The sequence below is a fragment of the Ruminococcus sp. OM04-4AA genome (genome assembly GCF_003462585.1).
GTDB lineage: Bacteria > Bacillota > Clostridia > Lachnospirales > Lachnospiraceae > Mediterraneibacter > Mediterraneibacter faecis.
Window position 1 is genome coordinate 153,021 of record NZ_QTZH01000001.1, and the last position, 24,871, is coordinate 177,891.

The window sequence follows — 24,871 nt, forward strand, 5'->3', positions numbered from 1 at the left end:
TTTTTACGCAAATTTACTGGTTACTGCTTATATCAAGCAAAGAAATAATAGTATTAAGGAGCAACTTGTGGTAATATAACAGATAATGATATAGAAAAAAGTTGTTGTCTTTCGTTTATATTTTAAAACGTGGCCAATAACAGAAATACGGAGGAAACAAGATGAATAAGAAAAGCGGATATGCGCTCAGAATAGTACTTGGAGGTTATCTTACCTACCTGGGGATCAGAATCTTAAGTGAGATGATCCAGCAGCGTCCTAGCAATATGACACTTATGTCAGTACTGGCAGTTGTATTTATCCTGGTTGGAGTTGCTTATGCAGGGAATGCCATCTGCAAAACGTTTGAAATTGATATCAAAAAGCAGATTGCGAAGATGATAGCAAAGAGAAAAGCGGAGCAGAAACGAAAAGCAGAAGAAGCGGCAGCGGCGAAGGAAATGTCACAGGTAACAGAGAGCGCAACGACAGAAGTATCGGAAGACGAAAAAGTATCAGACAATACAATGCCGACAATGCTTTCAGAAGAAGACAGGAAGAAGCTGGAAGACGCAGTGTCTAAGGCAGATTCCGAGGAAAAAACAATGCAAGACAGCAAGGCTGAAGCTATAGAAAAAACAGCAGATTCAGATTCAACAGAAAACGAAGCAGCGGAAAAAGCAGTATCAGAAGAAAAAGTAGAATCGGTAGAAAAACCGGTGACTACAACAGAATCAGAGGAAACACCGGACGAAGAAATAAAAGCTGAAGGAACACCAGTTGAAGAAACTCCAGCTCAGGAAGAAGAACTGACAGACACAAGAGTGGTAGATATTTTTGCAGAACTGAATGAAGAACCTGTTTCAGAAGATGCTGAAAATGATTTTGAGGAGAAATAATTATGCGTGTAGGTATGGGATATGATGTTCATAAGTTAGTTGAAGGAAGAAAACTGATCCTGGGTGGAGTTGAGATTCCTTACGAGAAAGGTCTCTTAGGACATTCAGATGCGGATGTTATGCTGCATGCCGTAATGGATGCACTGCTTGGAGCAGCAGCACTTGGAGACATTGGCCTTCATTTTCCGGATACAGATCCAAAATATAAGGGCGCATCCAGTATAAAACTGCTCGAGCACGTAGGCGGACTTTTGGAAGAGAATGGATATGTGATCGAGAATATTGATGCAACGATCATTGCGCAGCGTCCAAAGATGCGTCCGCATATTGATCAGATGCGGGAAAACATGGCGAAAGCGCTTAAAATTGACGTTGATCAGATCAATGTAAAGGCTACAACAGAAGAGGGCCTTGGCTTTACCGGAAGCGGCGAAGGAATCTCATCTCAGGCGATCTGTGCGATTGAAAAATTTACGAATTACAGTAGCGTGGATGTGATGGAGAAGCCTGCAGGATGTGGTGGATGCTGTGCGGGAAAATAAGATGAAGATTCGAAAGCTGGATCAATCAGAGCATTGGAAAACAAGGAGCTTGTGGGAACAGGTATTTTCAGAAGACAGTCAGGAATTTGTTGATTATTACTATTATATCAAGACAAAAGACAATACGATTTATGTAATAGAGGAAGACGATGAGATACGTGCGATGCTGCAGCTGAACCCTTATCAGGTAAAGTTACAGGAAAGTGTCGTCCCATCGGATTATATCGTGGGAGTTGCCACGCAGGCAGAATATAGAGGCAGAGGATATATGAGAAATCTTCTGATTCATGCATTACAGGATCAGTATTCGCAGAAGATGCCATTTACCTTCCTGATGCCGGCGGCAGAAGCAATCTATCATCCTTATGATTTCCGATTTGTTTATGAACAGAAACAAATCGAGCTTGATGAAGCATTTTTTTCTGCAAGAAAAGAATATAAAAATGATAAATATAGAAATATATCACAAGAGCGGATTGTAGACCGTGATGCAAGATTTATGGATGCAGGGAAGATGGCGGTATTTGTTGAAGAGAATTTTTCGGATTGCTGGAATGTTATTGCTTTAAGAAATGCACAATATTATCAGACACAGATTCTCGAACAACAGAGCGAGTTTGGCGGGATGCGGCTTGTCTTTGAAGAAGAGAAGCTGGTCTGTATCTATGCATATGCGAAAGAAGAGGGGCTCGAGATCAGGGAACCACTTTATCTGGAAGGGAAAGAAGATCTCTTCTGGGCGTCGGTGGATGGTCTTAGAGAACCGGAAGAAAAGGTTTCGGTTTATGGGCTTAAGGAAGCACCTGACTGGCTAGATGATGAAACGTCTGCATATAAAGAAAAACCGCTTATTATGATCAGGATCGTTCATTTACAGGAACTATTTTCTAAAATGAAAATCCCGTCAGAATGTGAGATCCATTGCTCTTTTGCGGTGATCGATCCGATTCTTCATAAGAACAGCAGGATCTGGAAACTCAGTAGCTCAAAAGGAGAAGAAAGCCTGAGCGTGTCTGAAACGGAAGATTCACAGGGAGTACTTTCCATTGTAGCATTGACGGAAATATTGTTTGGATACAAAACTCCTGAAGAAATACGTGCAGAGGAAAACGTAATTCTTACAGAAGAACTAGAGGAAGAACTGAGGAAACTTCAGAACTTCTGTCCAATATTTTTGAATGAGATTGTCTGAACAGTTATGTAAAACATTAAAATGAAGTTGATCGGCAGAGATAATAGTTGACAAAAAATGATTTTTTGCATAAGATAATAGAGATATTGAAAACAATAAATATTGGCAATAGAATTGAGAAAGACAAAGAACGGGAAGAGTAACAGAGATTTGGACTCATAGAGAGAAGGTGTCACCGGCTGAAAGCACCTTTGAGAGAAGAAACTGTGAAGTGCCCCCGGGAGTCGATCCTGTGAATGGAGTAGCAGGATACGTCAGGCACACGTTACGTGCGTGAAAGTGAAAGAAGTATAACTTCTTTTATTAGAGTGGAACCGCGGATAGAACTTCGTCTCTAGATTGAGACGAAGTTTTTTGTATATTCGAAAAGTGATTGCCTAATATACAAAAAACGTTCCGCTTAGGGTGTTAAGTGCATTCTTGAATCAGAAAGGAATGATAAATATGGGAATGATATCTTATGTCAAACAGGAGATCGAGGTGATCCGAGAGCGAGATCCTGCGATCAAATCAAACATGGAAGTATTTTTGTACCCAAGCTTTAAAGTAATCTTAAGCTACAGAGTGGCGCATAAGCTTTACCTGAAAAAGCATTATTTTTGGGCACGCTGGATTTCTCAGAGAGCAGCGCGTAAGACAGGGATTGAGATCCATCCGGGTGCAACAATTGGAAAGGGACTTTTTATCGATCATGGAACAGGTGTGATCATCGGAGAAACTACGATCATCGGAGATAATGTAACACTGTATCAGGGGGTTACGCTTGGCGGTACCGGAAAAGAACAGGGAAAACGTCATCCAACGTTGAAAGATAATGTTATGGTGAGCGCCGGCGCAAAGATCCTGGGTTCTTTTACAATCGGAGAAAATTCTAAGATCGGAGCTGGTTCTGTAGTACTTGAAGAGGTTCCACCGAACTGTACAGTTGTCGGTGTGCCGGGACGAATCGTCCGCATGGACAACAAGAAAGTCCCAAGAAGTGATATGGATCAGGTACATTTACCGGACCCGGTACTTACAGATATTCGAGAACTGCAGGAAGAGAATATAAAACTTCACAAACGTTTGGATCTATGATAAAATATATGCGATGTGTGGAGAAAGAAAATAAGGAGAGTAAGAACGATGAAGATTTATAATACAATGTCAAAAAGAAAAGAAGAGTTTGTTCCTCTAGAGGAAGGAAAAGTAAAGATGTATGTATGCGGTCCGACTGTATATAATTACATCCATATTGGAAATGCAAGACCAATGATCGTGTTTGATACTGTCCGCAGATATTTTGAATACAAGAATTATGATGTGAATTATGTATCTAACTTTACGGATGTCGATGACAAGATCATTAAGAAAGCAAACGAAGAAGGCGTTACAGCAGAAGAAATCTCACAGCGTTACATTGCAGAGTGCAAGAAAGATATGGACGGCATGAATATTGAGCCGGCAACAAAGAATCCGCTTGCAACAGAAGAGATTGACGGTATGATCAGCATGATTGAGACACTGATTGAGAAAGGCTACGCATACGAGAAGAACGGAACTGTATATTACCGTACAAGAAAGTTCAAAGATTATGGTAAATTATCCCATAAGAACCTTGATGATCTTCAGTCAGGCGGACGTACCCTTCTTGTAAGCGGTGAGGATGAGAAAGAAGATTCTCTGGATTTTGTTCTCTGGAAGCCGAAAAAAGAAGGCGAGCCTGCATGGGTTTCTCCATGGGGTGAGGGACGTCCGGGATGGCACATTGAGTGTTCAGAGATGTCCAAGAAATATCTTGGTGAGCAGATCGATATTCATGCAGGTGGGGAAGACCTGATCTTTCCACATCATGAAAATGAAATTGCGCAGAGTGAAGCAGCGAACGGAAAAGAGTTCTCCAGATACTGGATGCATAACGGGTTCCTGAACATTGATAACCGTAAGATGTCCAAGTCTCTTGGAAACTTCTTCACAGTTCGCGAGATCAGTGAGAAGTATGACCTTCAGGTACTTCGTTTCTTCATGTTAAGCGCACATTACAGAAGTCCACTGAACTTCAGTGCTGAATTGATGGAAGCAGCAAAGAGCGGACTTGAGAGAATCATTACAGCAGCTGATCGTCTGAAATTCCTTATGGGAAGCGCGAAGACAGAAGATATGGCAGAGACAGAGGCAGAGAAGTTTGCAAAGTCAGCAGAATATGTTGGAAACTTTGAGAGCGCTATGGATGATGACTTTAATACAGCAGATGCGATCGCTGCAGTATTTGATCTTGTAAAATTCATTAATACGATGACAGACGAAGACAGTTCCAAAGAGTATCTTGAGAATCTGTTTGACCGTCTGGTAAGACTGACAGAAGTACTTGGAATTATTGTTGATAAAGAAGATGAGATTCTTGATTCTGACATTGAAGCACTGATCGCAGAGCGTCAGGCAGCAAGAAAAGAGAAAAATTTTGCAAGAGCAGATGAAATCAGAGATGAACTTCTTGCGAAAGGTATCATTTTGAAAGATACAAGAGAAGGGGTACAATGGAAAAGAGCATAACAGCAGGTTTAGAAGAGTATATCCGGACAATTCCCGGAATGAAAGAGATTGATGCAAAGCAGTGCTCTCCGCTGGTTCTTGCCTATGTGGGAGACTGCGTGTATGATCTGATCATTAAGACAATGGTGGTTGGCCGTGGAAACAGGCCGGTCCACCGTCTTCATGAAGAGACAAGCCAGTATGTGCAGGCATCAGCACAGTCCTTTATGATGCGTTCCATGCAGGAGCATCTGAATGAGGAAGAACATGGAGTTTACCGGAGAGGAAGAAATGCACGATCTGTGTCTCCGGCAAAGAATCAGTCAATTACAGATTACAGAAGAGCGACAGGTTTTGAGGCATTGATCGGACATTTATATCTGACAGGTCAGTATGAACGACTGACAGAGCTTGTAAGTATCGGACTTGAAAGCATTGAAAAAGAGATAAAGGAAAAAGGAGCAGAACATGCAGGAAAATAGAGAACAGGGAACAGAGACATTTGTAATTGAAGGAAGAAATGCCGTATTGGAAGCATTTCGTTCCGGACGTACGATTGACAAGATTTATGTTCTTGACGGATGCCAGGACGGACCGGTAAGAACAATTGTACGTGAAGCGAAAAAACACGGATCTCTGATCAATTTTGTGACAAAAGAAAGACTTTCCCAGCTCTCAGAGACAGGGAAGCATCAGGCGTGATCGCGCATGCGGCAGCATATGAATATTCTACGATTGACGATATGCTTAAACTGGCAGAAGAGAGAGGCGAAGCTCCGTTTCTGATTCTTTTAGACAATATTGAAGATCCGCACAATCTTGGCGCGATCATTCGTACAGCGAACCTTGCAGGTGCACACGGAGTCATTATTCCAAAGAGAAGAGCAGTTGGTCTGACAGCGACAGTTGCGAAGACATCTGCCGGAGCTTTGAATTATACACCGGTCGCAAAGGTGACGAATCTTGTGAAGACAATGGAAGAACTCAAGGAAAAAGGACTCTGGTTTGTATGTGCTGATATGGATGGCGAGCAGATGTATGACCTGAACCTGACAGGACCGATCGGTCTTGTGATCGGAAATGAAGGTGAGGGCGTTGGCCGCCTTGTGAAAGAAAACTGTGATTTCGTTGCAGGAATTCCAATGAAAGGTCAGATTAATTCTCTGAATGCATCTGTGGCAGCAGGCGTTCTTGCTTATGAGATCGTAAGACAGAGGATTTCGCAGAAATAAATATGAGTATTGCTCGAAAAAAGAGTGATAACAGGTGATAATCGGATGAGTAAGTATGACAGAATGACAGATGAGCAGCTTTTATGTGATTACAAAAATGGAAATCAGGAGATTATGGATTACCTGATGGTGAAATATAAATCCATGGTAAGGAAGAAAGCGCGTGCAATGTATCTGTTGGGTGGAGAGAACGAGGATCTGATCCAGGAAGGAATGATCGGTCTGATCAAAGCAGTGCGGGATTTTGATGTAACGCAGAAAACATCATTTTCAAGTTTTGCAGAACTTTGTGTCTCCAGACAGATGTACTCGGCAATTGAGGCATCAAATCGAAAAAAGCATCTGCCTTTGAATTCTTATGTTTCGTTATATGAAGACAGTGAACAGGTAGGAGAGGGGAGAAGTCTTCCTTTGATTGACACGATAGAATCATCGAAGGAGAATGATCCGGAAGTTCTCTATTTTGGAAAAGAATATACAGAAGCTTTTGCGGAGCAGCTCAAAGAATTGCTCAGTCCATTAGAAAATCATGTTCTTTATCTGCACTTGATGGGAACGGATTATCGGACGATTGCGGAATTACTTGGAAAGAGTCCGAAGTCAGTGGACAATGCACTTCAGAGGATCAAGACAAAAGCACAAAAGATTCTGCCGTAAAGGAGAAATACGGATGAAGAAAAAATACAATTACTTTTTGGCACTTGCAGTCTTTCTGGTGATCATGATCTGCTTTAACAAATTCGGATACATCATTTCTTATCTGGCCGCAATTGGCGGGCCTCTGGTTATGGGAAACAATGGAACAATGGTGGTTTATGAGTTCCTGATGAGTCATTTGAATCTGGTATCGGCAATTTTGTACCTTATGGTTCTGCCTATTCCTGCTTTATGGTATTATCTTGCTTTTCAGCTACGTGAAGGAGGAATCCGTGCAATCCCAGGCAAATGCAGAAGAGTCGGATGGGACGGATGCGTTTTAATCGCGCTGTTTACTTTTGGCATGATACACGTGACCAGTATTATACTGGCAATTGTAGCACGGTCACTTCCGGATGCGATGGATAATTATCAGAATCTGATAGAAATTCCGGCCTGACAGAATATTCGCTGATGTGGGTTTTCAGTACATTGATTCTTCCACCTCTTGTGGAAGAAATGATTTTCCGGGGTTTGATCCAGAAATATCTTGAACGTGCCGGAATGCATTGGATCCTGGCGAATGTTGTACAGGCGGTTCTGTTTGGAGTGTTCCATCAAAATCTCGTACAGGGAATTTATGCGGCACTTTTGGGGTTTGCACTTGGATTTGTGGCGCATCGCTATAACACTCTGGCGGCATCCATGCTGATGCACATGTTCTATAATCTGATGGGAACGCTGATCGTAGATCTTGAGAGCAGATTCCTTCCGACAATAGTAATGGGAATGATTATCCTGATCAGTATTCCGATGACAGTGAGTGCTGTGACGTTGATTTGTCTGACAACAAATAATAAAAAAACAGAGGTTTGAGAAGATGAGATTTGTAATACAAAGAGTAACAGAGGCATCTGTTACGATTGATGGTGAGATATCAGGAAAGATTGGAAAAGGGTATCTTGTTCTGATTGGAGTAGCAGATACAGACACAAAAGAGATTGCAGACAAAATGATACGAAAAATGATCGGACTTCGTATTTTTGAAGATGAACAGGGAAAAACAAACCTTTCGCTTGCTGATGTGGACGGAGGTCTTCTTCTGGTTTCACAGTTTACGTTATATGCAAACTGTAAGAGAGGAAACAGACCAAGCTTTATTGAAGCAGGAAAACCGGATATGGCGAATGAGATGTATGAATATATCATTGAAAAATGCAGGGAATCAGTGGATGAAGTACAGACCGGAGAGTTTGGAGCTGATATGAAGGTTCAGCTGCTCAATGACGGGCCATTTACCATTTTGCTGGATTCAGATCAGCTTTAACTTGACAATCAAACTCAAGTAGTGTATATTTAATTTTGCGTTCTGCTGGAACGCAATAAGCTGTCTTGGCGCAGTCGGTAGCGCGTCGCTTGGTAAGGCGGAGGTCGGGGGTTCAAGTCCCCTAGACAGCTTTGAATCTTTCCCCGGAAACGCCCGTAAGTGCGGTGTTTTCGGGGTTTTTCTTTTGTGAAAATTCCAATCCGTAGGATTTTACAGACTTTCCTATGGACTTACAGGCTTGAAAGAAAAAAGCAATTCCTTGTTGAAGATTCTTTCACTTGTCATAAAATATGTTATACTGAAGTTAATTGAAGTGGTGGTTCAAGGTGACGGGTTCTGCAGAAGGGGAAGCCGTATGAGCGAAAAGAATTATGAAACAAGTGAATTAAAAGAACTGAAAGATGCGTTACAGACGTTTACAGAGTTTGTATGGGAGATGGAAGAATATCTGCCGGAATTTTATCATTTTTTTGATGCGATGAGGCAGAACATTGAGATTTTTCTTCAGGTTGGCGAAGAGGATGAAGAACAGATTCATGAGATTTTGGAACGGGATTGGGAGAAAGCACATGCACCGCTTGTGGGAGTACAGTGTTATGATTTTCAAGAATCACATCCAGAGGCAGAAGCAGGAACTTGTGTTTATTTTGCGAATCTTTTGACAGAAATCGGTCGTTTTTTTGAACCGATGAGTATGTTAGGAGTGTTTTGAAAGAAGTGAAAAGGAGGAACGGATATGGCATCGTTTTTAGAAGACATCACACCATTTTATGGGACAGGAGAACGGAATGGGAAAGGACAGACACTGGAAGAATTTCTGGAAGAATATGATCCATATCGATATAAAAATCCGTGTTGTACAACAGACACAGTTGTTTTCTCTTATAAAGATGAACAGGCACTGAAAGAGGGACGATTAAAGGTGCTTTTGGTTAAGAGAGGAAATCATCCAGTATTGGGTGTTGGGCTCTTCCGGGAGGATTTGTAAATTTGCGGGAGAATCTGGAGGATACAGCAAGACGGGAACTGCAGGAAGAGACCGGAGTCAGCGGACTTCCGGTGGAACAGTTTGCCTGTTATGGAGATTATCAGAGAGATCCGAGAGCGAGGATCATTACAAGTGCGTATCTTTCTATTGTAAAGGAGTCGGATGTAAGTGTGGAGGCCGGAGATGATGCGGCAGATGCGGCGTGGTTTGAGATAGAGATGGAACCGGAGACAGTATATGAAGAAGATGGATGGGAAAAGACGGAATATCATCTGACAATTCAAAATCAGGATCAGAAAATGAATGCAGTTGTTCAGAAAAAGGAGCTGACAGGATTGGTCAAAGAAAAATACTATGTTGTAAAAGAGGGTGGAGGAATTGCAGTGGATCACGCGGCTATTCTGGCACAGGCTTATGAATTATTAAAAGGCAGATTGTAAGCGGAAAAAGAATCTCTTGTGGTTGTTCTTTTTATGTGATAAGATATTGAGCATGAAAGCCTGTAGGATAAATCACACTTCCGAAGGAATGTGACAGATCATCCGGATGGTACTTATGGTTAGTAGGAGGAAGATATGGAGAACGAAACAGTTTCAAAGAATTTTATTGAACAGGAGATAGATAAGGATCTGGCAGAAGGAGTTTACGATCATGTATGCACCCGTTTCCCACCGGAGCCGAATGGATACCTTCATATTGGTCATGCGAAGTCTATCCTTTTGAACTATGGACTGGCAGAGAAGTATAATGGTGAATTCCATATGAGATTTGATGATACGAACCCGACAAAGGAGAAGACAGAATTTGTTGAGTCTATCAAAGAGGATATTAAGTGGCTGGGCGCTGACTGGAAGGATCATCTTTATTTTGCATCCGATTATTTTGATCAGATGTATGAGTGCGCTGTGAAGCTGATCAAGAAAGGAAAAGCATTCGTCTGTGATCTTACAGCAGAACAGATGCGTGAATATAGAGGAACACTTACAGAACCAGGAAAAGAAAGTCCATATAGAAATCGTTCTGTAGAGGAGAACCTTGAGCTTTTTGAGAATATGCGTGCCGGAAAGTATGCAGACGGAGAGAAAGTTCTTCGTGCAAAGATCGACATGGCATCACCGAATATCAATATGCGTGACCCGATCATTTATCGTGTTGCCCGCATGACACATCACAATACAGGTGATAAGTGGTGTATTTATCCAATGTATGATTTCGCTCATCCGATCGAGGATGCAATCGAGGGAATCACACATTCCATCTGTACACTTGAGTTTGAAGATCACAGACCTCTTTATGACTGGGTTGTAAAAGAATGTGAATTCGAGAACCCACCGCGTCAGATTGAGTTCGCAAAACTGTATCTTACGAATGTTGTAACAGGAAAGCGTTATATTAAGAAGCTCGTAGAAGATAAGATTGTTGATGGCTGGGATGATCCAAGACTGGTTTCTATCGCAGCGCTCAGAAGAAGAGGATTTACACCGGAGTCAATCAAGATGTTTATTGATATGTGTGGTATTTCCAAGAGCCAGAGCTCTGTTGATTATGCGATGCTTGAGTACTGTATCCGTGAAGATCTGAAGATGAAGCGTTCTCGTATGATGGCTGTACTTGATCCGATCAAGCTTGTGATTGATAACTATCCGGAAGGAGAAGTTGAATATCTGGATGTTGCGAACAATCTGGAGAACGAAGAACTCGGACAGCGTAAAGTTCCGTTCTGTCGTGAACTTTACATCGAGAGAGACGACTTCATGGAAGAACCGCCAAAGAAATATTTCCGCTTGTTCCCAGGGAATGAAGTTCGTCTGATGCACGCATATTTTGTGAAGTGTGAAAGCTTTGTAAAGGATGAGAATGGTAACGTGACAGAAGTTCACTGTACTTATGATCCTGAGACAAAGGCTGGAAGTGGATTTACAGGACGTAAGGTGAAAGGAACAATTCATTGGGTTCCGGCACCATATGCACAGAAAGCAGAAGTAAGACTGTATGAGAACCTTGTAGATGAAGAGAAGGGTGTATACAATAAAGAGGATGGTTCTCTGAACCTGAATCCAAATTCTCTGAAGATTATCAAAGATGCTTATGTGGAGCCAAGCTTTGCAGATGCGAAAGCTTATGATAGCTTCCAGTTTGTAAGAAACGGATTTTTCTGTATCGATGCAAAGGATTCTACACCGGAGAATCTGGTATTTAACCGTATTGTTTCTCTGAAGAGTTCTTTCAAACTGCCGAAGAAATAAAAAACGGACTGCCGTGATCACAATGAGAAATTGTTCACGGCAGTTTTTCATAGTTGTAGGTGTGATGCAGAGGGAGAACAAGAATGTATGAATTGACAATGAGTTTGAATCCAAAATCAAAAACTCCGCTGTACGAACAGATTTATGAATTTATCAAGGAAGAGATTCAGAATAACGTAATACAGAGTGGAGAGCGGCTTCCATCTACAAGAGCATTGAGTAAGCATCTGGTAGTGAGCAGGAGTACAGTAGAACTTGCATATGAACAGCTCCTGTCGGAAGGGTATGTGGAGGCAATCCCATGCAAAGGATATTTTGTCGCAAAGATCGAAGGCATATATCAGCTTCAGAAGAGACCGGAGATCAAAGTTGAACCGATTTCTTCAGGAGTGACAGAATATTCGTATGATTTCACTCCGAACGGTGTGGATCTCAACAGTTTTCCGTATAATGTCTGGAGAAAATTATCCAAAGAATGCCTGATAGATGATAAGGCAGAGATGTTCCGATTGGGGAATCCTCAAGGGGAATATGGGCTTCGGAATGTAATCAGCAGTTATTTGCATCAGGCAAGAGGAATACACTGTCATCCGGATCAGATCATTATTGGAGCAGGAAGTGATTATCTGCTTATGCTTTTAACGACAGTGATTGGAAATTGTCATAAAGTTGCGCTGGAAAACCCAACCTATGGACAGGCCTATCGTTTGTTTGAACGATTAAGCTATAAAGTCTGTACTGTTGATATGGATCAAAGCGGGATGCGGATTGATGAATTAGAGAAATCAGGGGCGGATATTGCATTTGTCATGCCGTCTCATCAATATCCACTTGGATGTGTTATGCCGATACAAAGAAGAATGGAACTTTTGAAATGGGCAGATGGGGCAGAAGGCAGATATATTATTGAAGATGATTACGATAGTGAATTTCGATATAAAGGAAAGCCGATTCCGGCACTGCAGGGAAGTGATAGCAATGGGAAAGTGATTTATACAGGTACCTTTTCTAAATCACTGGCACCTTCTATTCGAATGAGCTATATGGTGCTTCCGGAACATATTTTGAAAATTTATCAGGAAAAATGCAGATTCATCAGTTCTACTGTCTCCAAGGTGGATCAGATGATTCTTCAGAAATTTATGGAAGAAGGCTATTATGAGCGACATCTGAATAAAACACGCGCATTATATAAGAACAGGCATGATGTTCTGATCAGTAGCCTTCGGAAGATGAAAGAGATTCTGGAAATTTCCGGAGAAAATGCAGGTGTTCACCTGTTGCTGCATTTTAAGACGGATGATTCCGAAAAGGATTTGATTGAAAAAGCGGCGAAACAAGGTGTCAGAGTTTATGGCTTATCAGAGTATTGTGTAAAAGATAATGAAGACAGTACAGGAAAAGCGGTGATTCTGTTAGGTTATGCAAACATGAATGAGGAGAGAATCCGTGCAGCAGTTCAACTACTCTGTAAGGCATGGAAATAGATGATAGAAGAACAGGCTGTATTTTAATAAAAAAGAGAAGCGGATCGTTCAATTTTATTAAGTGTAAGATTGAACCATCCGCTTTCTCTTTTATTATTCGTTTTCAGCAATCGTATCATCTGATTCATCAGAAACTGCTGGTTGTGTTTCTGCTTCAGAAGAGTCAGCGCTGTCAACATCAGATTTTTCAGTTAAATCATCTGGTCGGGCTGCCTGCAAAGATACATAAGATCTTTCCTGTGTTGGTTCAAGATCCTGATCCAAATCAAATGTATCGGAATCCGTTTCTTCTTTATTGCTATCGGTGCTATCTGCTTTTATATCAGAGGATGTACTTTTTGATTTTTTGATCAGACGAACAGCAAGAAGTCCGATTGCAGTACCAACAGTGCCAAGTCCAACTATCCATTTGATTAATTTTTTCAATTCTATAGTCTCCCTTCTATTAAACTAAATTTGATACTGATAAACAGTTTGCTCTCAGGGGAAAACCGCCTGATTTACTTTCTATTGTAATACTTTTATCGCAGAAATACAATATTTCTGACATTTAAATAAAAAAATGCGAAATAACGTTTTACAACCCTGCAAAAGTATAGTATAATTTTTAAGGCGGTAATGGTTATAAGTACCGCTGATTAATATTATTTACAAGCAAACATACGCAGGAGGGTTTGAAATGGTAAAAGCAGTAGTTGGTGCAAACTGGGGCGATGAAGGAAAGGGTAAGATCACAGACATGCTCGCCAGAGAGGCAGATATCATCGTTCGTTTTCAGGGTGGTGCGAATGCAGGCCATACAATTGTGAATGATTACGGAAAATTTGCGCTGCATACACTGCCATCAGGTGTGTTCTATGGACATACGACCAGCATCATTGGTAATGGTGTCGCACTGGATGTGCCGCGTCTTTTCGCAGAGGTACAGTCTATAGTAGAAAAAGGTGTTCCGATGCCGAAGATTCTTGTATCCGACAGAGCACAGATGGTAATGTCTTATCACAAGAATTTTGACGCATATGAAGAAGAGAGACTCGGAGGAAAATCTTTCGGTTCCACAAAGTCAGGAATTGCTCCGTTCTATTCAGATAAGTATGCAAAGATCGGTTTTCAGGTTAGTGAGCTGTTTGATGATGAACTTTTGAAGGAGAAGGTTGTGCGCGTGGCAGAGCAGAAGAATGTACTGCTTGAGCATTTATACCACAAACCACTGATTAATCCTGATGAGTTATATAACGAACTGATGGAATATAAGAAAATGGTAGAGCCGTTTGTAGCTAATGTATCTCTTTATCTTCACGAGGCAATCAAAGAAGGAAAGACAGTTCTTCTTGAAGGACAGTTAGGATCCATGAAAGATCCGGATCACGGAATTTATCCAATGGTTACATCTTCCTCAACACTTGCAGGATACGGTGCGGTCGGAGCAGGAATCCCACCATACGAGATCAAGCAGATCGTTACAGTATGTAAAGCATACTCAAGTGCAGTAGGAGCCGGAGCTTTCGTAAGCGAGATCTTTGGAGAGGAAGCAGACGAGCTTAGAAGACGTGGTGGTGACGGCGGAGAGTTCGGCGCTACAACAGGACGTCCAAGAAGAATGGGATGGTTTGACTGTGTTGCATCCAAATATGGCTGCAGAATGCAGGGAACAACAGATGTAGCATTTACAGTACTCGACGTACTCGGATATCTGGATGAGATTCCGGTATGTGTTGGTTATGAGATCAACGGAGAAGTTACTACAGAATTCCCGGTAACACATCTTCTTGAGAAGGCAAAACCGGTTTACAAAGTTCTTCCGGGATGGAAAGAAGACATCCGTGGAATCAAAAACTACGAAGATCTTCCGGAAAACTGCCGTAAATACATTGAATTCATTGAGAAAGAGATCGAGTATCCGATCACAATGATCAGTAACGGACCAGGAAGAGACGATATTATTTATCGTAATAAATAATGAAACAGAAATACAGGACAGGAAGTGAAAGCTTTCCGTCCTGTATTTTTTATATATTAGAATATATAAAAACGCTCCGCTTAGGATGTGCACTGCGGCGTACAATGTAGTTGTCACTCCGCTTGGGATTTGCCCGGAAAACAAAAAAGATAGTAATAAATCAGAAGGTTCCTCATATAATATATAGCTGAGAAAAAAAGAAGGAGGAATTCGATGGAAGAGAACAGCAATGAAAAAGACAGAGAAAATTTATCCATGGAAGAATATCTGAAGAGGAGACAGGCAGTAAAAACCCGGGAAACAGCTTCACGTGCATCCCGGGGAGTAGATTCTGTCAGTGCATTACTGACTGCAGTATTTTATTTATGATCAAGAATTGTCTTTGGAATCATCTTTCAACAGTCGTGTGACCATCAGCAGTCCATAGAGAATAACAGGAACAAAAATGGTTGCAGCGATAGATGCTTTAAGAAGATCAGAAGCAACAGGCGAATCAATCAGTGCAAAAATCAGTGTGCACAAATACATTGCGATAAGAATAAAAACCCCCAGCAGTGCAGAAATACGTTTCAGTTTTTTCATGTAACCAGTCCTTTCATACGCCAATATAGTAATAGTAACAGTATATATCAAATAATTGTTTACGGCAAATAAAATTTGTTATATAATAGAAAGGCGATTGAATTCGAAGTTTAAAGATAAAGGAGCAATATACAATGAGTGAGAAATGTTTATTAGACCAGTGGCGTGATATGGCCTATGACCGCAATCTTCCGAAAGATCAGCTGGAGAAGTTCTGGGGAACATACTTTACAATCGAAAGAGAGATTTATGAGCAGCTGCTCGAGAACCCGGATGAAGAAGTGAAGGGAACAGTGAAAGAACTTGCTGAGAAATATGGACAGGATGTCATGACAATGGTTGGATTCCTTGACGGAATCAATGACAGTCTGAAGACAGCAAACCCGATCGAGACAATGGAAGAAGATACAGTTGTAAGTCTTGCATTTGATAAAGAACTTCTTTACAAGAACATGATCGATGCAAAAGCTGACTGGCTGTATGGACTCCCACAGTGGGATAAGATCTTTGATGCAGAGACAAAGAAACGTCTGTATCGTGAGCAGAAACAGTCCGGTACAGTTCGCAAGGCGAAAAAGATCGGAAGAAATGATCCATGTCCGTGCGGAAGTGGAAAGAAATATAAATTCTGCTGTGGAAAGAACGCATAAGAATCAGATTACTGGCGGTATGTATTGAAAGATACATACCGTTTTGTACTTTTAGGTATAAGCGTATATATTTAAAAGAAAAGGACATACTGATATTGTTCTAATAAGATTAAGAGGAGGAAATCAGTATGCCAGAATTAAGCTGTACCGTACAGACATGTGTACACAATTATCAGTATCTTTGCGAACTGGATAAGATCCAGGTGGGAGGAAACAGTGCGAAGAATGCACAGGAGACCTGTTGCGATAGCTTTGAAGAAAGAAGAGAGGGAAGTTATAGCAACAAGACGGATTCGATGAAGTCTGTTTCAGATTGCTCAGATGTTGACTGTCAGGCGAAAGCTTGCAGATATAATGAAGAGTGCAAATGTCACGCAGGGAAAATCAGTGTAGAAGGCGGTGACGCCTGCCACAGCAGTGGGACAGAATGTGCAACATTTGATTGTTGCTGTAATTGAGTATCAGATAAAAGTATAAAATCGTGATAAATAGAAAGAGATTTGGAAGAGACGATCTTCTGAATCTCTTTTTCTACTGTTGACTCTGTTATTGTAACCGCGTTATAATCGTAATATGTATATTTAACAGAAGAAAGGAAATGATCGTACATGAGTGAATATCGACAGGATGAGCATACGACAGCGAAAGAGGCGTCAAAGACTCATACAGATCAAAGTTATAGGCACAATTCGTGGGAAGAGCATGAAAAAAGAAGGTATAGCTTCAAAGAACAGGCCATAAAAAGTATGACGATGTTTTTTGTTGTTGCGTCATGTATCTTATTTTATTTTGCACTTTTAAGATTGGGACAGATTTCATCTGTATTTAAGCAGTTTTTAACAGTGGCAAAACCTATTATTTATGGACTGGCAATTGCATATTTGTTGAATCCGATTGTGAAGTGGATAGACCGTCGGATGATTCCGTTTTTGGAGAAACATTGTCCCAAATTAAAGAAGAAAAAACAGATATCAAGAGGAGTTGGAATCTTCGTATCTGTCATCTTGATGATAGCGTTGATTGTTACACTCCTAAACATGATGATTCCGGAGTTATATGGAAGTATCCGCGACATGATTTTCAATGTGCCGAGCCAGATGAACCGGTTTATCCATGAATTCAGTAAGATGCATTCTTCTGATTCAACAGTTGGAAAGATGTTGGAGAGCATAGTTGAAGAAGCAAGTGATTTTGTTCAGAACTGGATGAAGACAGATTTGATGGAGAAAGTGAATCTGTGGATGACACAGCTTACTGTGGGAATGATTCAGATGGTTCGTGAAGTCTTTAATTTTATTATTGGAATCATTGTCTCTATTTATGTTTTGTTTAGCAAAGAGAAGTTCCAGAAGCAGACAAAGAAGCTGATCTACGCTGTATTTCGTCCGGGACAGGCCAACATGATTCTTCAGATTGGCGGAAAAAGTAATGAAATCTTCGGTGGATTTATTATCGGAAAGATTATTGATTCTCTGATTATCGGAGTAATCTGTTTTATAGGATTATCAATTCTGAATATGCCATATACAATGCTGGTCAGCGTGATCGTAGGAGTGACAAATGTAATTCCATTCTTTGGACCGTATATCGGAGCAATTCCGAGTGCAATTCTGATTTTGCTTGCAGATCCATTGAAAGGACTCTATTTTATCATTTTTGTTATTGCATTGCAGCAGTTTGATGGAAATGTGCTGGGACCAAAGATTTTAGGAAATTCGACAGGACTTTCCTCATTCTGGGTTGTTTTCTCAATCCTGATCGCAGGGGGATTATTTGGTATTCCGGGAATGCTTTTTGGTGTACCGACATTTGCGGTGATTTATTATATTGTAAATATGCTGGTTAATTCTATCCTGAAGAAAAAAGAACTTCCAACAGATACAGAGTGCTATGGGAAGAACGGATATGTAGATTCCGAAGGAATTTATATACAGAAAGAAAAACAGGAAGAGATAAAAGAAATACAAGAAGAAAAGGGAGATAAGGACAATGCCGATTCGAGTACAAAATGATTTGCCGGTAAAAGAAATATTGGAACAAGAGAACATCTTTGTGATGGATGAGCTGCGTGCGGCACATCAGGATATCCGTCCGATCAGTATCGGACTTCTGAATCTGATGCCACTTAAGGAAGATACAGAACTTCAGATTCTGAGAGCACTTTCAAACTCTCCGCTGCAGGTGGATGTTACTTTCGTAAGAGTGACAAGTCATGTATCAAAGAATACATCAACAAGTCACATTTATAAGTTCTATGAAGCTTTTGATGATATCAAGGATAAAAAGTTTGACGGATTTATTATCACGGGCGCACCTGTAGAACAGATGCCGTTTGAAGATGTAGATTATTGGGAAGAACTGAAACGTATTATGGAGTGGACAAAGACAAATGTTGTGTCTACACTTCATCTTTGCTGGGGAGCACAGGCTGGTATTTATTATCATTATGGAATTGATAAGGTACAACTTCCGGAAAAACGTTCAGGTTTGTTCTGGCACCATGTAAGGAACAGAAAGATTCCGATTGTCAGAGGATTTGATGATAAGTTTCTGGCACCGCATTCCAGACATACAGAAGTTCCGCAAGATCTATTGGAAAAAGATGACAGAATTACAATTCTTGCAGATTCGGAAGAAGCAGGAGTTTATCTTTGCATGGCGCAGGATGGACGTCAGATCTTTGTAATGGGACATCCGGAGTACGATAGAATGACACTGGATTCTGAGTATAAGAGAGATCTGGGAAAAGGATTGAATCCACAGATTCCGGAGAATTATTATCCGAACGACGATCCAGAGAAGAAACCAATGCTGACCTGGAGAGCGCATTGCAATAACCTGTATACGAACTGGTTGAATTATTATGTATATCAGGTGACACCTTATGATCTGTATGGAACACCGTTCTAAAGGTTTGGATTAGAGAGCTTTCGTATAATGATAAGAAAAAACAAAAAAGCACCTTCGGAAGATACTATTCTTCCGAAAGTGCTTTTTCTATATCTTGTTGCCGATTACGAATATCCTTAACAACTCTGAAACCAATTCCTATCGCCCAATCCAGTTGTCGAAAGAATCCGGTTTTACAGATATGAAATCATTCTGTACATTCGCGCTGTTCAGCTTGATCTGCTGTCGGCTCTTTTCAGCAGCTTCTTCAGATTCAAATAGCTGATCTTCCGGCAGTGTCAGTGCGCCGCAGGAGCCGATCAGCTGAATGATATAGTTCTCCCCCTGCTTGCGTGCAATCTTTCCTTTACGGATTGTTGTGTTGTTCTCAAGAATATAGATAACATCATCTTTATTGTACATCATTTCACATCCTCTTCATCAAATTCCAGGGTGATATAGTTGAATCTGTCGTCCTTCCAGATCTTAATGACTTTGCCTTTGCGGGTCTTCAAGCGTTCCCGGTTCTTGAAATTCGTGCTTGCGCCGTAGGCATGCTCGAGCATATACCAATAGGAAGTGGGAAGCTCATGTTCGACAATCTCCAAATAATCACCGACAGAGCAGCAATCCGGCTGTTCTGTAGTAAAGTCCATTGTTCGCATACTCTCACCTTCTGTTTCGTGTCTATAGAATCTATTATACTCTAAACACAGAATATCTCAAGAGAATTATTTCACCAACTTGTTTTTTACTTTCAAGTATTTTATAATAATGAATTGCAATGCTTGTGGGCAGGAAAGAATAAACTTCCTGTATACGAGATAAGAAGACAGATAAAAATGTGGTAACTGTTCAGAGCCAACCTTCAAAATGCTACGCATTTTGAAGGTGTGGCGTATCCGCCAAATAAAATTTCAAAAACAGTCTTAAAAATGCAAGCATTTTACCTCTTTTTTGAAATTTTGCTTGGCTCTGAACAGTTACAAAATGTGAAAATAAATTGGAGGTTATTAACAGAGATGAATCGAATTGCAAGATTTGAAAAAGTGAGTAAAGAAAAGTTTTTTGAAGGGTGGAAAGACACATTTGAGACAGCGGAAGAAAAAGAGATGGAAGCAATCTATGAGTCTTTAAAACTTCCAGGAAGAGCGACAGCCGGAAGTGCAGGATATGACTTCTTTGCACCGGTGAAAATCACACTGAAACCGGGAGAAACCGTCAAGATTCCAACAGGAGTCCGTGTATGGATGGAACAGGATTGGGTACTGAAGTGTTATCCGAGAAGTGGTCTGGGATTCAAGTACAGACTGCAGCTGAATAATACAGTAGGAATTATCGACAGTGATTATTATTATTCCGATAATGAAGGACAGATCTTTGCAAAGATCACAAATGATTCTAATGAAGGAAAAACCGTAGAAGTAGAAGCAGGAGATGGGTTCATGCAGGGAATCTTCGTACAGTACGGAATTACATTAGATGATGACGTGACAGAAGTAAGAAATGGTGGATTTGGAAGTACAACAAAAAAGAAATAAAAGGCTGACAGAATAATTTGTAAGAAAAAGGGAAACCTAAACTCAGTGAAGCCAAGGCAAATAAGAGGCAGAAAAAAGAGGGTTAGGTTTTATGATCAGAAAGATTAAAAAAGAAGTCGGTTGTTCTTTTAAAGAAAATATTCAATATATGGATCAGACCCTTCCGGTGGAGAAAAGCTTTGACATTATCCGCCGGGAGATGGAGATCGGTGGAAAAGAATCGGTATTCTACTACATTGATGGATTTATAAAAGATGAAGCAATGTTAAAGATTATGGATTCTTTTCTTTCTATTACAGCAGAAGATCTCCCACAGGATGCGGAAACTTTTTCGAAACAGAAGATTCCTTATGTAGAAGTGGATGTGTTGAAATGTTTTGATGATATTCTGAGAAATGTGCTCTCCGGTACAGCGGTGTTTTTTGTAGATGGCTATGATGCGGCACTGTGTATGGACTGCAGAAGTTATCCTGCCCGCGGTGTAGACGAGCCGGATAAGGATAAATCGCTTCGCGGTTCCAGAGATGGTTTTGTAGAGACAATTGTATTTAATACGGCACTGATGCGGAGAAGGATCAGAGATCCACATCTGATTATGGAAATGACAGAAGCGGGTCAGAGCTCCAGAACGGACATAGCAGTCTGCTATATGTCAGACCGTGTAGATGAAGAACTTTTAAACAATATAAAATCAAGGATTGAGAAACTTGAGGTAGATGACCTGAGAATGAATCAGCAGAGTCTTGCAGAAGCACTTTTCAAGAGAAAATGGTTCAATCCTTTCCCAAAATTCAAATTTACAGAGAGACCGGATACGGCAGCAGCCTGTCTTTTGGAAGGAAAGGTTGTAATTCTGGTAGATAACGCGCCGTCGGCAATGATACTTCCAACGTCCATTTTGGATATGATAGAAGAGGCAAATGATTATTATTTTCCGACGTTGACCGGGATGTATCTGAAGATTTCTAGAACTCTGATCACAATTGCAACAGTGTTTTTTACACCATTGTATTTATTATATATGCAGAATCCGCAGTGGCTACCGGGCGTTTTTTCATTTGTAATGGTGCGTGATCAGATCAATCTTCCATTGATTTGGCAGTTTCTTCTGCTAGAACTGTCAATTGATGGTTTACGGCTGGCTGCAATGAATACGCCAACGATGCTCAGTACTCCGTTGAGTGTGATCGCCGGTATTGTGATGGGAGAATTTTCGGTAGAATCCGGTTGGTTCAATTCAGAAGTAATGCTATATATGGCATTTGTGGCAGTGGCAAATTATACACAGCCGAATTTCGAACTTGGATATGCATTGAAATTTATGAGACTGATGCTTCTTGTACTGACTGCAGTATTTAATCTGTATGGATTTGTTGCGGGATGTGTTTTGGTATTATGTTTCCTCGTGTTTAATAAAACACTTTCAGGAAGAAATTATCTAAATGTAAAACTTAACTGACAAAATCTTAATTTTGTTAAAATATCTTTGCTCTTTATTATAAAAGATGATATGATATAGAAAATATTGCTTATCCGGGAAATACATGTCTGCTATATGGAAGGTAGTGGCGGTTTCCGGAAGAAAGAGAGCAGGAGGTTATTGACATGAGAGAGTTCGTTATTACCGTGAACAGTACTGTAGACTTACCGAAGGAATGGCTGGAAGAGAGACATGTTCCGGTTCTTCCGTTGAAATATACAATTGATGGAGAGAATTATACAGATATGTCAGGATTGACAGCAAAAGAGTTCTTTCAGAAATTAAGAGAAGGCCATATGTCTGTGACTTCTCAGATCAATCCGGAGGAAGCACGCGAGATGCTGGAACCGTTTGTGAAAGAAGGAAAAGATGTGCTTCATCTTGGATTCTCTTCCGGATTAAGCGGAACATACAATAGTATGCGAATCGCGGCGGAAGAACTGGCGGAGGATTATCCGGAAGCAAAGATTATCGTGATCGATACACTTTGCGCCTGCCTGGGAGAGGGCTTGCTTTTGTACTATGCTCTTAAGTTGAAAGAAGAAGGCAAGACGATTGATGAGATCGCAAAGTGGGCAGAAGAGAACAAGCTTCACGTTTGCCATAATGTTACGGTGGATGATCTGAATCATCTGCAGAGAGGTGGACGTATTTCCAAAGCGGCAGCAGTTTTGGGGACACTCGTGCAAGTGAAACCGATCATACATATGGATAACAATGGAAAACTTCAGGTGATTGCGAAAGAACGTGGTCGCAAGAAGTCTCTGAATAAAATTGTTGATATGGCAGTAGAACAGTCGAAAGGCTGGGAGAATGAGATCATAATGATCACGCACGGAGATTGCCTGAAAGATGCAGAGTATGTTGCCGGACGTGTCAGAGAGAAGATGGGAATAGAGAATATTCTGATCAATAATATCGGAACAGTCATTGGAAGTCATACAGGACCGGGCGTTGTTGCTGTATTCTGTATGGGAAATGAGAGATAAAAGTTTAGAAAAAAACTGAAGAAAATTCAATTAAAGTGTTGACAGGAAAGAGTGGATATGGTAAATTAGATGTTGCGTTAAGCAAAAAACAAAGTAGAGTATCCACTCTCACCGCAGCACAATTGAGTGACTGATGGTTCGATATCGATAATAAGGAGCTCCTGTTGGAGTTATTACATTTGTCGGGTGGATATGATATTCACTCGTTTTTTTGTGTTTTCGCGTAAGAACCTAAAGGAAATTCATTTGACGGAGGTATACGACAATTAGCGATTTAATGATTAACGAGCAGATCAGAGATAAAGAAGTAAGATTGATCAGCGCGGATGGGGAACAGTTAGGCATCATGTCATCCAGAGACGCAATGAAGCTTGCACAGGAAGCAGAGCTTGATCTGGTGAAGATTGCACCGGGAGCAAAGCCACCGGTATGCAAGATCATTGACTATGGTAAGTACAAATACGAGCAGACTCGTAAAGAGAAAGAAGCCAAGAAGAAACAGAAAACTGTTGAAATCAAAGAAGTGCGTTTATCACCGAACATTGATACGAATGACCTGAATACCAAAGTGAACAATGCTAAGAAGTTCATTTCCAAGGGAAATAAGGTTAAGGTGACACTGCGTTTCAGAGGTCGTGAGATGGCTCACGTACAGCAGAGCAAGCATATCCTTGATGATTTTGCAAAGCAGCTGGAAGATGTTGCTACAGTAGAAAAGGCAGCAAAACTGGAAGGCAGAAATATGAGTATGGTTTTAACTGAAAAACGTTAAGACAATATGATCCGGGATGAAGATCCTGTAAGGCAGCACAATAAAGGAGGAAATTATCATGCCAAAAATTAAAACAAATAGAGCGGCAGCAAAGCGCTTCAAAGTAACAGGTACAGGAAAGCTGAAAAGAAATAAAGCTTACAAGAGCCATATCTTAACAAAGAAGTCTACAAAGAGAAAGAGAAATCTGAGACAGGCAACTATTACAGATGCAACAAATGTAAAGAACATGAAGAAGGTTTTACCATATCTGTAAGATTTGGAAGTAGATTAAGGAGGAGATTAGGAAATGGCAAGAATCAAAGGCGGAATGAACGCTAAGAAGAAACATAACAGAACACTGAAACTGGCTAAAGGATACAGAGGAGCTCGTTCCAAACAGTACAGAGTTGCAAAACAGTCTGTAATGAGAGCACTCACATCTTCTTACGCAGGAAGAAAACAGCGTAAGCGTCAGATGAGACAGCTTTGGATCGCTCGTATTAACGCAGCTGCAAGAATGAATGGACTTTCTTACAGCAAATTCATGTATGGTCTTAAACTGGCTAACGTTGACATGAACAGAAAGATGCTTGCAGAGCTTGCAGTAAGCGATAGAGAAGGATTCGCAGCACTCGCAGCAGTAGCAAAAGAGAAACTTGCTTAATTTGAGCTTGTATTTTCGCCCGGTTTTCTTCGGAAGACCGGGTTTTCTTATTGTATTAATTGTATATAAAAAATAAATTTTTAAAAAAATTAAAAAAACTGTTGACATTTAATGCCGCAACGTGTATTATAGTCGTTGTGGCAAGGCGGTAACGCAGATGACCACGGTAAAATGATGATATGCGGAAGTGTCGGAACTGGCAGACGAGCAAGACTAAGGATCTTGTGATCAATGCGATCGTGTGGGTTCAAGTCCCATCTTCCGCATCATTTCAAAAAATATTTCAGAATGCGGAAGTGTCGGAACTGGCAGACGAGCAAGAC

Annotated in this window: 33 protein-coding genes, 2 tRNA genes and 1 other annotated feature; of the genes, 31 read left to right on the forward strand and 4 right to left on the reverse strand. The window is 40.8% G+C overall.

Annotation, left to right across the window (positions count from 1 at the left end; translation table 11 throughout):
• Window positions 1-161: 161 nt before the first annotated feature.
• From DXB52_RS00675 to pdxR, 18 genes are all read left to right on the forward strand, one after another.
• Window positions 162-878, forward strand: a complete 717-nt coding sequence (locus DXB52_RS00675; RefSeq protein ID WP_117960268.1) for a hypothetical protein — start codon at window positions 162-164, stop codon at window positions 876-878.
• Between the two features lie 2 nt (window positions 879-880).
• The gene (gene ispF, locus DXB52_RS00680; protein ID WP_015528957.1) at window positions 881-1,420 is read left to right on the forward strand and encodes a 2-C-methyl-D-erythritol 2,4-cyclodiphosphate synthase; all 540 of its coding nucleotides are present in this window, start codon (window positions 881-883) and stop codon (window positions 1,418-1,420) included.
• Window position 1,421: 1 nt separating this feature from the next.
• The gene (locus DXB52_RS00685; protein WP_055156187.1) at window positions 1,422-2,612 is read left to right on the forward strand and encodes a GNAT family N-acetyltransferase; all 1,191 of its coding nucleotides are present in this window, start codon (window positions 1,422-1,424) and stop codon (window positions 2,610-2,612) included.
• Window positions 2,613-2,729: 117 nt separating this feature from the next.
• Window positions 2,730-2,951 (forward strand) — a binding site (T-box leader).
• A gap of 111 nt (window positions 2,952-3,062) precedes the next feature.
• Window positions 3,063-3,689 (forward strand): serine O-acetyltransferase EpsC, encoded by a 627-nt coding sequence (gene epsC / locus DXB52_RS00690; RefSeq protein ID WP_472519892.1) that lies wholly within the window; start codon window positions 3,063-3,065, stop codon window positions 3,687-3,689.
• A gap of 48 nt (window positions 3,690-3,737) precedes the next feature.
• The gene (cysS, locus tag DXB52_RS00695) at window positions 3,738-5,144 is read left to right on the forward strand and encodes a cysteine--tRNA ligase (RefSeq protein WP_118106269.1); all 1,407 of its coding nucleotides are present in this window, start codon (window positions 3,738-3,740) and stop codon (window positions 5,142-5,144) included.
• Window positions 5,129-5,605: a Mini-ribonuclease 3 gene (locus DXB52_RS00700; protein ID WP_015528960.1), complete on the forward strand. Its 477-nt coding sequence runs from the start codon at window positions 5,129-5,131 to the stop codon at window positions 5,603-5,605. Before cysS ends, DXB52_RS00700 begins: the two co-directional genes overlap by 16 nt.
• On the forward strand, window positions 5,592-5,825 hold the full coding sequence (locus tag DXB52_RS16450; protein WP_472519886.1) for an RNA methyltransferase substrate-binding domain-containing protein: 234 nt from the start codon (window positions 5,592-5,594) through the stop codon (window positions 5,823-5,825). Before DXB52_RS00700 ends, DXB52_RS16450 begins: the two co-directional genes overlap by 14 nt.
• The gene (rlmB, locus tag DXB52_RS00705) at window positions 5,756-6,355 is read left to right on the forward strand and encodes a 23S rRNA (guanosine(2251)-2'-O)-methyltransferase RlmB (RefSeq protein WP_472519893.1); all 600 of its coding nucleotides are present in this window, start codon (window positions 5,756-5,758) and stop codon (window positions 6,353-6,355) included. The genes DXB52_RS16450 and rlmB overlap by 70 nt, the downstream gene beginning before the upstream one ends.
• 45 nt (window positions 6,356-6,400) lie before the next feature.
• Complete coding sequence (locus tag DXB52_RS00710; RefSeq protein ID WP_015528962.1) at window positions 6,401-7,012, forward strand: sigma-70 family RNA polymerase sigma factor; 612 nt, start codon at window positions 6,401-6,403, stop codon at window positions 7,010-7,012.
• Window positions 7,013-7,025: 13 nt separating this feature from the next.
• Window positions 7,026-7,451, forward strand: a complete 426-nt coding sequence (locus tag DXB52_RS16455) for a hypothetical protein (protein ID WP_472519887.1) — start codon at window positions 7,026-7,028, stop codon at window positions 7,449-7,451.
• 14 nt (window positions 7,452-7,465) lie between these two features.
• Window positions 7,466-7,867: a lysostaphin resistance A-like protein gene (locus DXB52_RS16460; protein WP_472519888.1), complete on the forward strand. Its 402-nt coding sequence runs from the start codon at window positions 7,466-7,468 to the stop codon at window positions 7,865-7,867.
• 4 nt (window positions 7,868-7,871) lie between these two features.
• Window positions 7,872-8,318 carry a D-aminoacyl-tRNA deacylase gene (dtd, locus tag DXB52_RS00720; protein WP_015528964.1) on the forward strand — a complete coding sequence of 149 codons (447 nt, stop codon included), beginning with the start codon at window positions 7,872-7,874 and terminating at the stop codon, window positions 8,316-8,318.
• Window positions 8,319-8,377: 59 nt separating this feature from the next.
• Window positions 8,378-8,449 (forward strand) — tRNA-Thr (locus DXB52_RS00725).
• Between the two features lie 224 nt (window positions 8,450-8,673).
• Window positions 8,674-9,030, forward strand: a complete 357-nt coding sequence (locus tag DXB52_RS00730; RefSeq protein ID WP_117539631.1) for a hypothetical protein — start codon at window positions 8,674-8,676, stop codon at window positions 9,028-9,030.
• A gap of 24 nt (window positions 9,031-9,054) precedes the next feature.
• Window positions 9,055-9,306 (forward strand): hypothetical protein, encoded by a 252-nt coding sequence (locus DXB52_RS16465; RefSeq protein WP_472519889.1) that lies wholly within the window; start codon window positions 9,055-9,057, stop codon window positions 9,304-9,306.
• 2 nt (window positions 9,307-9,308) lie between these two features.
• Window positions 9,309-9,746, forward strand: coding sequence for an NUDIX domain-containing protein (locus tag DXB52_RS16470; RefSeq protein ID WP_472519890.1), 438 nt, complete (start codon window positions 9,309-9,311; stop codon window positions 9,744-9,746).
• A 135-nt stretch (window positions 9,747-9,881) separates the two neighbouring features.
• The gene (locus DXB52_RS00740) at window positions 9,882-11,552 is read left to right on the forward strand and encodes a glutamine--tRNA ligase/YqeY domain fusion protein (protein WP_117824945.1); all 1,671 of its coding nucleotides are present in this window, start codon (window positions 9,882-9,884) and stop codon (window positions 11,550-11,552) included.
• An 83-nt stretch (window positions 11,553-11,635) separates the two neighbouring features.
• On the forward strand, window positions 11,636-13,039 hold the full coding sequence (gene pdxR / locus DXB52_RS00745) for a MocR-like pyridoxine biosynthesis transcription factor PdxR (protein ID WP_117824944.1): 1,404 nt from the start codon (window positions 11,636-11,638) through the stop codon (window positions 13,037-13,039).
• A 93-nt stretch (window positions 13,040-13,132) separates the two neighbouring features.
• Here pdxR and DXB52_RS00750 read toward each other — a convergent pair whose 3' ends face one another.
• A complete protein-coding gene (locus DXB52_RS00750) occupies window positions 13,133-13,465 on the reverse strand; it encodes a hypothetical protein (RefSeq protein WP_054751107.1) in 333 nt (110 codons plus the stop codon).
• Window positions 13,466-13,718: 253 nt separating this feature from the next.
• Between DXB52_RS00750 and DXB52_RS00755 the strand changes: the two genes are divergently transcribed.
• Together DXB52_RS00755 and DXB52_RS16070 are read left to right on the forward strand one after the other, a co-directional pair.
• Complete coding sequence (locus DXB52_RS00755) at window positions 13,719-14,999, forward strand: adenylosuccinate synthase (protein ID WP_117824943.1); 1,281 nt, start codon at window positions 13,719-13,721, stop codon at window positions 14,997-14,999.
• Between the two features lie 213 nt (window positions 15,000-15,212).
• Window positions 15,213-15,368: a hypothetical protein gene (locus DXB52_RS16070; RefSeq protein ID WP_181966415.1), complete on the forward strand. Its 156-nt coding sequence runs from the start codon at window positions 15,213-15,215 to the stop codon at window positions 15,366-15,368.
• Here the strand turns inward: DXB52_RS16070 and DXB52_RS00760 are convergent, their stop codons facing one another.
• On the reverse strand, window positions 15,369-15,581 hold the full coding sequence (locus tag DXB52_RS00760) for a hypothetical protein (protein WP_117539640.1): 213 nt from the start codon (window positions 15,579-15,581) through the stop codon (window positions 15,369-15,371). It abuts the gene before it with no gap.
• A 134-nt stretch (window positions 15,582-15,715) separates the two neighbouring features.
• Here DXB52_RS00760 and DXB52_RS00765 point away from each other — a divergent pair, with 134 nt between their 5' ends.
• The 4 genes from DXB52_RS00765 (at window position 15,716) to metA (ending at window position 19,141) form a co-directional block, all read left to right on the forward strand.
• A complete protein-coding gene (locus DXB52_RS00765) occupies window positions 15,716-16,231 on the forward strand; it encodes an SEC-C metal-binding domain-containing protein (protein ID WP_015529015.1) in 516 nt (171 codons plus the stop codon).
• A 128-nt stretch (window positions 16,232-16,359) separates the two neighbouring features.
• Complete coding sequence (locus DXB52_RS00770) at window positions 16,360-16,689, forward strand: DUF1540 domain-containing protein (protein WP_117569758.1); 330 nt, start codon at window positions 16,360-16,362, stop codon at window positions 16,687-16,689.
• 150 nt (window positions 16,690-16,839) lie between these two features.
• Window positions 16,840-18,243, forward strand: a complete 1,404-nt coding sequence (locus tag DXB52_RS00775; RefSeq protein WP_117569759.1) for an AI-2E family transporter — start codon at window positions 16,840-16,842, stop codon at window positions 18,241-18,243.
• Complete coding sequence (gene metA, locus DXB52_RS00780; protein WP_117539646.1) at window positions 18,221-19,141, forward strand: homoserine O-acetyltransferase MetA; 921 nt, start codon at window positions 18,221-18,223, stop codon at window positions 19,139-19,141. Before DXB52_RS00775 ends, metA begins: the two co-directional genes overlap by 23 nt.
• Window positions 19,142-19,279: 138 nt before the next feature.
• Here the strand turns inward: metA and DXB52_RS00785 are convergent, their stop codons facing one another.
• A complete protein-coding gene (locus DXB52_RS00785) occupies window positions 19,280-19,546 on the reverse strand; it encodes a hypothetical protein (RefSeq protein ID WP_242988189.1) in 267 nt (88 codons plus the stop codon).
• The gene (locus tag DXB52_RS00790) at window positions 19,543-19,776 is read right to left on the reverse strand and encodes a hypothetical protein (RefSeq protein ID WP_318265241.1); all 234 of its coding nucleotides are present in this window, start codon (window positions 19,774-19,776) and stop codon (window positions 19,543-19,545) included. Before DXB52_RS00790 ends, DXB52_RS00785 begins: the two co-directional genes overlap by 4 nt.
• A 366-nt stretch (window positions 19,777-20,142) precedes the next feature.
• On the opposite strand from DXB52_RS00790, the gene DXB52_RS00795 reads away from it, so the two are divergent.
• From DXB52_RS00795 to DXB52_RS00825, 7 genes are all read left to right on the forward strand, one after another.
• Window positions 20,143-20,661, forward strand: a complete 519-nt coding sequence (locus tag DXB52_RS00795; protein ID WP_020435921.1) for a dCTP deaminase/dUTPase family protein — start codon at window positions 20,143-20,145, stop codon at window positions 20,659-20,661.
• A gap of 91 nt (window positions 20,662-20,752) precedes the next feature.
• Window positions 20,753-22,120: a spore germination protein gene (locus tag DXB52_RS00800; RefSeq protein WP_117579428.1), complete on the forward strand. Its 1,368-nt coding sequence runs from the start codon at window positions 20,753-20,755 to the stop codon at window positions 22,118-22,120.
• 146 nt (window positions 22,121-22,266) lie between these two features.
• The gene (locus DXB52_RS00805; RefSeq protein ID WP_117579427.1) at window positions 22,267-23,130 is read left to right on the forward strand and encodes a DegV family protein; all 864 of its coding nucleotides are present in this window, start codon (window positions 22,267-22,269) and stop codon (window positions 23,128-23,130) included.
• Between the two features lie 277 nt (window positions 23,131-23,407).
• The gene (infC, locus tag DXB52_RS00810) at window positions 23,408-23,902 is read left to right on the forward strand and encodes a translation initiation factor IF-3 (protein ID WP_117569763.1); all 495 of its coding nucleotides are present in this window, start codon (window positions 23,408-23,410) and stop codon (window positions 23,900-23,902) included.
• A gap of 58 nt (window positions 23,903-23,960) precedes the next feature.
• On the forward strand, window positions 23,961-24,158 hold the full coding sequence (rpmI, locus tag DXB52_RS00815; protein ID WP_015529025.1) for a 50S ribosomal protein L35: 198 nt from the start codon (window positions 23,961-23,963) through the stop codon (window positions 24,156-24,158).
• Window positions 24,159-24,191: 33 nt separating this feature from the next.
• Complete coding sequence (rplT, locus tag DXB52_RS00820) at window positions 24,192-24,548, forward strand: 50S ribosomal protein L20 (RefSeq protein WP_015529026.1); 357 nt, start codon at window positions 24,192-24,194, stop codon at window positions 24,546-24,548.
• Window positions 24,549-24,729: 181 nt separating this feature from the next.
• Window positions 24,730-24,814: transfer RNA gene (locus DXB52_RS00825), tRNA-Leu, on the forward strand.
• Window positions 24,815-24,871 lie beyond the last annotated feature (57 nt).